Below are 8,668 nucleotides of genomic sequence, written 5' to 3'. Positions count from 1 at the left end.
CCGGAGGACCGGGCGGCCATTCTCCCTGAGCCATCAACGGCAACACCTCATCAGCCACACCCGGTCCTCCCGGACCGCCAACATTCTTAGGGACATGTCATGACCGCCGTACCTCCGCAGGAAACCACCCCCGAGCCGTTCGACCTCGGCAAGGAACTCCGGGCCCTGGCCCTCGCCACCGCTCCCCGGCTCTTCGCCGTGGCCCGCATCCAGCCGTACGAAGGCACCGACGAGGCGGACGTGGAGATCGCCGCGTGGGGCATGGCCTACGACGATGGGCGCACCGAAGTCATCGCGCCGGGGCAGCGGTTGGTGCTCTCCTCGGCCGAGCGGGTGGAGGCGTGGTTCTCCCGGGGTGCGGTCACCGCGCAGCTCGTGTGGCTCGGGCCGTCCACGGCGGCGTCGCTGGATCCCGGCCTGGCGGCCTGACCACCTATACGGTCGTGCGCTTGCGGATCAGGGTCTTGATCTCCTCCGGCAGGGCTCCGGCGGTCAGGAGGCGGGGGAGGAGGTCGGGTTCGCGGGTGAGGGCGCGGAAGGCCAGGGCGATGGTGATGTCGTGGGTGGGGCGAGGGGCGATCTCGATCGGGTCACCGGCGCGGATGGCGCCGGGGGCTATGACACGGAAGTAGGCGCCCGGTAAGGCGGCCTGGGTGAAGCGTTTGATCCAGCCCTCGCGCTCCAGCCAGCCCTGGAAGGTGGCGCAGGGGATGCGGGGGCAGGAGACCTCCAGGACCACATCGGGGCCGATGTGCCAGCGCTCGCCGATCAGGGCGGCGTTGACGTCCACGCCGAGGGTGGTGAGGTTCTCGCCGAAGACGCCGTTCTTCAGCGGGGTGCCGAGCTCGGTCTCCCAGCTGTCGAGGTCTTCGCGGGCGTAGGCGTAGACGGCCTGGTCGGAGCCGCCGTGGTGTTTGACGTCGTAGGCGCGGTCGCCGTCGAGGCCGACCGCCCCCGTGCCCTTGGGGCCGGGGGCGGTGACGGTGACCGGGCCGTCGACGGGGCGTTTGTCGATGCCCGTCGCGCCGAGGCCCTTCCACGGGTTGGGGCGCGGCTTGCCGACGTTCACGGAGAGCAGCTTCATGGGGGTGACGGTAGGGACTACCGGGCCCCGGGGCCACACATTTTCACCGCACCCGGGCCGCCGAGAGGGAGCGCTTCAGCACGGGGGTGAGGCGCTGTTCCACGAAGTGGTAGAGCAGCCACGCCAGGGTCAGCATCAGCAGGATCGTGAGGGTGAAGGTGGCCAGGGACGGGATGCCCAGGGTGCGGTGGAGGTACTGGACGACGACCCAGCCCAGGTGTTCGTGGACCAGGTAGAAGGGGTACGTCAGGGCGCCCGCGACCGTCAGCCAGCGCCAGTTGGCCCAGTTGAGCTTGCCGAGGGCGACCAGGGCGACCGCGAGGTAGCCGAAGGCGACGATCGCGACGATGCCGAACGTGGAGCGGTAGGAGAAGAAGTCCGGGTTCGGGCGGTGCCAGAGTTCGGCGACCGCGTAGTGCTGGCCGATGAGGAAGCTGAGGGCGACGATGCCCCAGGCGGTGGCGTCGTGGCCGTAGCGGTGGATCAGGTAGAGGCCGATGCCGCCGATGAAGTACGGGGCGTAGTTCGGCATCAGGATGAGGTCGAGGAAGGGCTGGTTCGCCGCGTCGGTGATCGCCGCGCCCAGGGTCCAGACCGCGCAGAACAGCACGACGCGCTGACGGCTCGCGCCCGGCAGGACGACGAAGAGCGCGAAGAGGGCGTAGAAGCGCAGCTCCGCCCAGAGGGTCCAGCACACGCCCAGCACCCGGTCGGCGCCCAGCGGCTGCTGGAGCATGGTGAGGTTGAGCAGGGTGTCGCTGGGGGAGACCGTCCTATACGCCACCCACGGGAGCGCGAAGACGGCGCTGACCAGCAGGATCGCGGCCCAATAGGCAGGGAAGAGCCGGGAGACGCGGGAGGCGAAGAAGGAGCGCAGCGGGCGTCCCCAGCCGCTCATGCAGATGACGAACCCGCTGATGACGAAGAAGATCTGGACGCCGAGGCAGCCGTACGAGAAGTAGGGCGAGACGGTGGGGAAGATCTGGCGCGGGGAGGCGCCCCACGCCTGGGCGATCTCCCCGTCGCGGCCGCCGTAGTGGTACGCGGCGACCATGAGCGCCGCCAGCAGCCGCAGCCCGTCCAGGGCGCGCAGCCGCACCGGCTGACCCTTGCGGCCAGGGACCGGCTGGCCCGGACCCTGCCCCGGTTCGGCCTGCCCCGGCTCGGGCTGGGACGGTTCCCGTTGGGACGGGACCGAGACCGGGGCCGGGGCTATCGGGCCCGCTTCGGGTGCGGGCGGCGCGCCCGCACCCGCGGTCATGACGCCACCCCCGAGGCACCGGTGCGTATGTGGCTTACCCCGTGGTCGGCGGTCACGCCGTGGCTCCTTCGCGTAAGACGGACAGTCAGATGGGTCAGCTGGTCGCGGTCTTCTTCAGGGCCGCCTTCTTCAGCGCCCGCGCCCGGCGCGCGACCCGCCGCACCGTCTCGTTGCGCGGGATGAAGCCGAGCTGGGACGGCACCGCCCCGGGCAGCGCGAGCGCGGTCAGACGGCGGCGCTTGAAGTAGCGCCAGGTGTGGGCGTCCAGATGGGCGGCGAGATAGCGCTCGGCGGCGGGCCGCAGACCGGGGTAGATCTTCGCCTGCATGCAGAAGCCCACGGCGGCGACCAGCCCGGTCAGCTTCTGGCCTGACCGCTCGTCCACCAGACCGGCACCGGAACCGGCGGCCACCGCCCGGTGGTCCTCCAGGTCCGGCAGCAGCGCGTCCACGATGGTGACCGGCACCCGGTTGCTGTTCTGGTACGGGGTCAGCCGCTCCAGCAGCGTGTCGGTGCCGATCCGGGCCACCGGAAGGTCGTAGAAGACGCTCGCGGTGAGCAGCGCGGTGGAGAAGCAGCCGATGACCAGGCCCGGTTCCATCCGCTGGTACAGCACCTCGGCGAGGACCGGGGTGTCCATGACGGTCAGCTCGGCGCCCAGCTCGGCGGCCTTCTTCTCCAGCATCCGCGACCAGCGCGCCGGGGCGGTGGGGTGCGGTTTGAAGACGACGGTGCGGTGGCCGAGGGCGACGGCGCCCCGCAGCATCCGCACATGCAGCTCTTCCTCCTCCTCCGGAGTGAGGATGTCGAGCGCGGACAGGTACTGCCCCAGCATCAGGGCGGGCCCGCTGCCGGTGGCGATCCGCTCGGTGGCGGAGGCGACGCTGCGCGGCGCGGCCTCGCCGATCTCGGCGAGCACCTTGGTGAACGTCTCGGTCGGCAGCACCTCCGCCGGGACGTCGAACTCGGTGAGCAGCAGCGGCTTGAGCCCCGGCACCAGGTCGAGGTGGATCAGGCGGCGGATGCGGGTGCCGACCAGCGGGTGGAGCTTGTTACGGGTCGGGCCGTAGCTCATCAGCCCGTCCGCGTAGACGTCGATGGGCGCGCCCTGGAACACCTGGGCGATGGCGCTCGCCGGGCTGACCTGGATGGACTCCAGGACCAGCTCGATGTCGTCCTCGCCCAGGTTCCACAGCAGCCGCAGATGGCGCTCCCACAGCGGGGCGTCGTCCTGGCGCGGGGACCAGCCGCCGGGATGGAAGGGGCTGATGGTCTCGTTCCAGGACAGCACCCGGTCGAAGCGCGGCCGCAGCCGCTCGAAGCCCGGCATGTCGTCCACGGCGGGGGTGGTCTCCGGCGTCGCCGCGTTGTTGCTGACCAGCAGCAGCCGGCGGTCGGCCGGGCCGACGCTGCCCGCGTCGATCGCCGCGGCGAGGGTGGCCGCCCCGTACAGGGTGGAGGCCATGAAGATCTGGGTGCGCTTGCGGTCGCCGCGCGGGGTGTACGCGGTGTGGGCGAGGGTCGCGGACATCAGGCCGCCACCTCCGTACCCGTCCCGCGGCGCTTCACTCGCCGCAGCCGCGCGGCACGGTCGTAGTCCATGGAATCCAGCGCGTCCTTCAGTACGTCCTGGGGCATGCGCCTCAGCGCAGCCGCCGACATCGAACGCAGCTTGCGGGCCACCTGCGGCTCGAAGCGTTCGATGTTTCCGAGATGGTGGGAAATGATCGCGCAGTAGGTGCGCACGGCCTTGGGGAGCAGGGTGTCCGCGTCGCGGTCGCGTGCCGTCTCCTCGATGACCTGGTCGAAGGCGCGGATGAAGTCGAGCTGCCGCACATCGCCGATCTGGGTGAGCGAGGAGGAGACACCGCGCCGGTAGAAGACGCCGTGCATGCCGAGGACGGCGAAGCTGCGCGCCTCGCGGTGCAGCCGCCAGATCCAGGGCCGGTCCTCGGCGGTGCGCAGCCCGTGGGTGAAGTGGAGAAGCCCCTCGTCGGCCAGGCGGCGGTGGTACATGCCCGCCCAGGCGAAGGCGTAGTCGACCGAGGTGGAGCGGTCGGCGGGGAGGATCACGTCCCGCGGGTTCATCACCTGGCCCCGCAGGCCGTGCGGCACCCGGTGGACCGAGCGCTTGCGGCCGGTGCACTGGACGTGGTCGGTGCGCACGAAGTCGCACCCCAGATCCTCCATGGCCGCGAGCAACTGCTCGTAGTACCCGGGAGCGAGCCAGTCGTCGCCGTCGAGGAACGTGATGTACTCGCCGGTGGCCGCGTCAAGGCCGGTGTTGCGCGCGGTGGCGAGCCCGCCGTTCTGCTCATGACGGATGTAGACGGCCCCCGGCAGCTCGCGTTCGGCGCGCTCGAGGATCTCCGGAGTCCCGTCGGTGGCATGGTCGTCGACGAGAATGAATTCGAAGTCCGCGCGTGCGTTCGCACGAAGACTTCTGAGCGTGTCAGGGGCATAGGTCTGCACGTTGTAGAACGGCACGATGACGGAGAGCTTAACCACGCGGGTGACGCTAGGTCGCCGGGCGGCATTCGTCTTGACCGCAGGTGTACGTCAAGGTGAACGAAGTACGTCGGAACGGTTAACCGGCCGCTCCGGCCAGCCGATTCGCCATTCGTCGACGCGCTGTTAACCCTTTGTTGCTTCTGCGTTGGGCCGTGAATCGGAATCGCTTCCTAGCGTCTTCGACGTGCCCTCACGTATCAAATCCCCCGTGCGAGTAGCCGTGCTCGCCGACTCCGACACCCGGTGGAAATGGGGCGCGCTCACCGCGCAGCGTCTCGTCCCCGACAGCTCGGATTCCCCGGCCGCGGGCTCAGTGGATTCAGCAGGTTCAGGCCGTCGCCTGGACGGCTTCCTGCTGCGCGGCCGCGCCACGCCGACCGTCCGGCAGCTGGCCGAGGTCGGGGTGCGCACGGACTCGCTGCGCGAGGTGACGGGCATCGAGTTCATCCGGGCCATGGACCGCGAGCGGTACGACGTGATCGTGCTGTCCCTGGTGGGCGGCGGCGTCCAGGCCATGCTGCACGGTCTGGCCCACGCCTGGGAGGGCGCCACCCGCCGCCCGGTCGTTGTCACCGGCTATGTGGGCGTCGTCTACGAGAAGCTGGCCGACGGGCTGCTGCTGCGGCACGGCGCCGACGTGGTGCTCGCCAACTCGCGCCATGACGCGGACCGGTTCCGCGAGGTGTACACCGGCGTCGGCGCCTCCGGGGACAGCGTCACCGAATGCGCGCTCCCCTTCCTCGGCGGCGCGCGCTACGACGAGAAGGCCCGGCAGGGGCGCAAGTACCCCGGCGGCCAGGTGGTGTTCGCCGTGCAGCCGTCCGTCCCGGACAACCGCGCCGACCGTACGTACCTGCTGCGCCGGGCCGTCGACCACGCCCGCCGCCACCCGGACCGCGAGGTCGTGGTGAAGCTGCGCTCCAAGCCGGGCGAGCACACCACGCACATCGAGGAACTGCCGTACCAGAAGCTGATCGCCAAGTTCGGCGACGGACTGCCGCCCAACTTCCGCCTCGCCTACGGGAACATGGGCGAGGTCCTGGACACCACCGACCTGCTGGTCACCATCAGCTCCACGGCCGCGCTGGAGTCGCTGCACCGCTCCATCCCGACCGCGATCCTCACCGATCTCGGGATCCGCGAGCCGCTGGGCAACCACCACTTCCTGGGCTCCGGCTGTCTGGCCTCGTGGGACGAGCTGGACGCCGGATACCGGCCCGAGCCCGACCCGGAGTGGCTGGCCCGCCAGGGCGTGGCCGCCGACGGGTCGTACGAGACCGCGTTCGACGCCGCCCGGCACAAGGTCTCCGCCCTGGCCGCAGCCGAAACCCTCCCGGCGCTCGCTCCCTACTACACCCGGGCCACCGCGCCCGGCTATCTGCCCCGGATCCTTCAGCGCTACGGCTTCGAGCCGGACGGCCGCCCCCGCCCGGGCGCGGCCGCCATGGAGGACGCCGAGGTCAGCGGATTGCGGCGGGTCGTACGCAACACCATGCGGGACGCGGCGCGCGGCGCCTACCGGCATGGCGTCCAGCGCGTGGCCCCGGTCATCCGGCGGATGGGGGAGCTGTGAGCGCCGTTACGTCCGAATCCCCCGAAGGAGCCGCCATGCCCGCATCGAGCCCCCGTGTGCTCGCCGTCATCCCCGCCCGCGGCGGATCGAAGGGCGTGCCCGCGAAGAACCTCGCCGCCGTCGGGGGTGTGCCGCTGGTCGCCCGCGCCGTCCTGGAGTGCCGGGCCGCCCGCCTGGTGACCGACGTGGCCGTGTCCACCGACGACGCGGGCATCGCCGCCGCGGCGCGCGGCGCGGGCGCCGTGGTCGTCCAGCGGCCCACCGACATCGCGGGCGACACCGCCACCAGCGAGGCCGCGGTCATCCACGCGATGGACGCGTACGAGGCGATGCACGGCACCCCCGTGGACGTCGTGCTGCTGGTGCAGTGCACGAGCCCGTTCATCGTCCGCGAGGACATCGACGGGGTCGCCGGGGCGGTCGCCGAGCAGGGCGCGGACAGCGCGCTGACCGTGGCGCCCTTCCACGGCTTCGTGTGGCGCGAGGGCGACGATCCGGCCGCCGACGGCGGCGACGGCGTCAACCATGACAAGTCGTACCGCCCGCGCCGCCAGGACCGGCCCCAGGACTTCCTGGAGACCGGCGCCGCCTACGCCATGGACGCGCGCGGCTTCCGCGAGGCCGGGCACCGCTTCTTCGGCCGCACCGAGCTGGTGCGCACCGACGCCGCCCGGGTGCTGGAGGTCGACGACCCGCACGACCTGGCCCGCGCCCGCGCCCTCGCCCCGCTGCTGGACGCGGAGCGCCCGGGCACCCTTCCCACCCGCGACGACATCGACGCGGTGGTACTCGACTTCGACGGCACCCAGACCGACGACAGGGTGCTGATCGATTCCGAAGGACGCGAACTCGTCGCCGTGCACCGCGGCGACGGGCTCGGGATCGCCGCACTGCGCCGAGCGGAGCTGGCACTGCTGATCCTGTCCACGGAGAAGAACCCGGTCGTCGCCGCACGGGGCCGCAAACTCCAGGTCCCCGTGCTCCACGGCATCGACCGAAAAGATCTCGCACTGAAGCAGTGGTGCGAGGAGCAGGGCATCGCGCCGGAGCGCGTGCTCTACGTCGGCAACGACGTCAACGACCTCCCGTGCTTCGGCCTCGTCGGCTGGCCCGTGGCGGTCGCAGGTGCGCACGACGTCGTGCGCGGCGCTGCACGTGCGGTCACCTCCACCCACGGAGGAGACGGCGCGATCCGCGAGATCGCCTCGTGGATTCTCGGAAAGGAACTGTCTTAAGTGAGCTCCAACTCTCGCCTCCGCACCCTCGGCGCGAAGACCGCCGGCCCCGGCAACCCGGTCTACGTCACCGGTGAGATCGGCATCAACCACAACGGCGACCTGGAGAACGCGTTCAAGCTGATCGACGCGGCCGCCGAGGCCGGCTGTGACGCGGTCAAGTTCCAGAAGCGAACCCCGGAGATCTGCACCCCGCGTGACCAGTGGGACATCGAGCGGGACACGCCCTGGGGCCGGATGACCTACATCGACTACCGCCACCGCGTGGAGTTCGGCGAGGACGAGTACCGCGCCATCTCCGAGCACTGCAAGAAGCGTGGCATCGACTGGTTCGCCTCCCCGTGGGACACCGAGGCCGTCGCCTTCCTGGAGAAGTTCGACGTCCCGGCGCACAAGGTGGCGTCCGCCTCGCTGACCGACGACGAGCTGCTGCGCGCCCTGCGGGCGACCGGCCGCACGATCATCCTGTCGACGGGCATGTCCACCCCGAAGCAGATCCGCCACGCGGTGGAGGTGCTGGGCAGCGACAACATCCTGCTGTGCCACGCCACCTCGACGTACCCGGCCAAGGCCGAGGAGCTCAACCTGCGCGTGATCAACACGCTCCAGGCCGAGTACCCCAACGTGCCGATCGGCTACTCCGGCCACGAGACCGGTCTCCAGACCACCCTCGCCGCCGTCGCGCTCGGTGCCGCGTTCGTCGAGCGCCACATCACCCTGGACCGCGCCATGTGGGGCTCGGACCAGGCCGCCTCCGTCGAGCCGCAGGGTCTCGCCCGGCTGGTGCGTGACATCCGCGTGGTCGAGGAGTCGCTGGGCGACGGCGTGAAGAAGGTCTACGAGAGCGAGCTGGGCCCGATGAAGAAGCTGCGCCGGGTCGCCGGTGTGGTCGCCGAGGCCGACGACCGCGAGCCCGTCGCGGTCTGAGGCTCATCTCCGTGATGCCTCCGGCCGGTCGGACCGGCCCCCGCCCGGGAGCGGCGGTATCCCTCGACTTTTCGGGG

Annotated in this window: 8 protein-coding genes; 4 read left to right on the top strand and 4 right to left on the bottom strand. The window is 71.0% G+C overall.

Going from position 1 to position 8,668, the window contains the following annotated elements; translation table 11 throughout:
* Window positions 1-99 precede the first annotated feature (99 nt).
* Window positions 100-429, top strand: coding sequence for a hypothetical protein (locus tag ACH4TL_RS44300; RefSeq protein ID WP_398330778.1), 330 nt, complete (start codon window positions 100-102; stop codon window positions 427-429).
* 4 nt (window positions 430-433) lie between these two features.
* Here the strand turns inward: ACH4TL_RS44300 and ACH4TL_RS44295 are convergent, their stop codons facing one another.
* The 4 genes from ACH4TL_RS44295 to ACH4TL_RS44280 all read right to left on the bottom strand — a co-directional run bounded on the left by ACH4TL_RS44295 (window position 434) and on the right by ACH4TL_RS44280 (window position 4,853).
* Entirely contained in the window at window positions 434-1,084 is a 651-nt protein-coding gene (locus tag ACH4TL_RS44295) for an MOSC domain-containing protein (RefSeq protein WP_398330781.1), read from the bottom strand.
* A gap of 43 nt (window positions 1,085-1,127) precedes the next feature.
* Window positions 1,128-2,345: an acyltransferase family protein gene (locus ACH4TL_RS44290; RefSeq protein WP_398330784.1), complete on the bottom strand. Its 1,218-nt coding sequence runs from the start codon at window positions 2,343-2,345 to the stop codon at window positions 1,128-1,130.
* A gap of 94 nt (window positions 2,346-2,439) precedes the next feature.
* Window positions 2,440-3,876, bottom strand: a complete 1,437-nt coding sequence (locus ACH4TL_RS44285) for a polysialyltransferase family glycosyltransferase (RefSeq protein ID WP_398330786.1) — start codon at window positions 3,874-3,876, stop codon at window positions 2,440-2,442.
* On the bottom strand, window positions 3,876-4,853 hold the full coding sequence (locus ACH4TL_RS44280; RefSeq protein ID WP_398330789.1) for a glycosyltransferase family 2 protein: 978 nt from the start codon (window positions 4,851-4,853) through the stop codon (window positions 3,876-3,878). Before ACH4TL_RS44280 ends, ACH4TL_RS44285 begins: the two co-directional genes overlap by 1 nt.
* A 187-nt stretch (window positions 4,854-5,040) precedes the next feature.
* Between ACH4TL_RS44280 and ACH4TL_RS44275 the strand changes: the two genes are divergently transcribed.
* From ACH4TL_RS44275 to ACH4TL_RS44265, 3 genes are read left to right on the top strand one after another with little or no spacing between them, the layout of a single operon-like run.
* A complete protein-coding gene (locus tag ACH4TL_RS44275) occupies window positions 5,041-6,429 on the top strand; it encodes a DUF6716 putative glycosyltransferase (protein ID WP_398330792.1) in 1,389 nt (462 codons plus the stop codon).
* A gap of 35 nt (window positions 6,430-6,464) precedes the next feature.
* Window positions 6,465-7,664: a cytidylyltransferase domain-containing protein gene (locus tag ACH4TL_RS44270; protein ID WP_398330795.1), complete on the top strand. Its 1,200-nt coding sequence runs from the start codon at window positions 6,465-6,467 to the stop codon at window positions 7,662-7,664.
* Entirely contained in the window at window positions 7,665-8,591 is a 927-nt protein-coding gene (locus tag ACH4TL_RS44265; protein ID WP_398330798.1) for an N-acetylneuraminate synthase family protein, read from the top strand. It begins immediately after the preceding gene.
* Window positions 8,592-8,668: the final 77 nt, after the last annotated feature.

Source organism: Streptomyces sp. NPDC021115 (assembly GCF_044333065.1).
Lineage (GTDB): Bacteria > Actinomycetota > Actinomycetes > Streptomycetales > Streptomycetaceae > Streptomyces.
This window is presented reverse-complemented; position numbering and strand designations above follow the sequence as displayed.

Coding starts and splice junctions, on each gene's coding strand:
- ACH4TL_RS44300 (WP_398330778.1), top strand. CDS start 100: ATGACCGCCGTACCTCCGCAGGAAACCACCCCCGAGCCGTTCGACCTC.
- ACH4TL_RS44295 (WP_398330781.1), bottom strand. CDS start 1,084: ATGAAGCTGCTCTCCGTGAACGTCGGCAAGCCGCGCCCCAACCCGTGG.
- ACH4TL_RS44290 (WP_398330784.1), bottom strand. CDS start 2,345: ATGACCGCGGGTGCGGGCGCGCCGCCCGCACCCGAAGCGGGCCCGATA.
- ACH4TL_RS44285 (WP_398330786.1), bottom strand. CDS start 3,876: ATGTCCGCGACCCTCGCCCACACCGCGTACACCCCGCGCGGCGACCGC.
- ACH4TL_RS44270 (WP_398330795.1), top strand. CDS start 6,465: ATGCCCGCATCGAGCCCCCGTGTGCTCGCCGTCATCCCCGCCCGCGGC.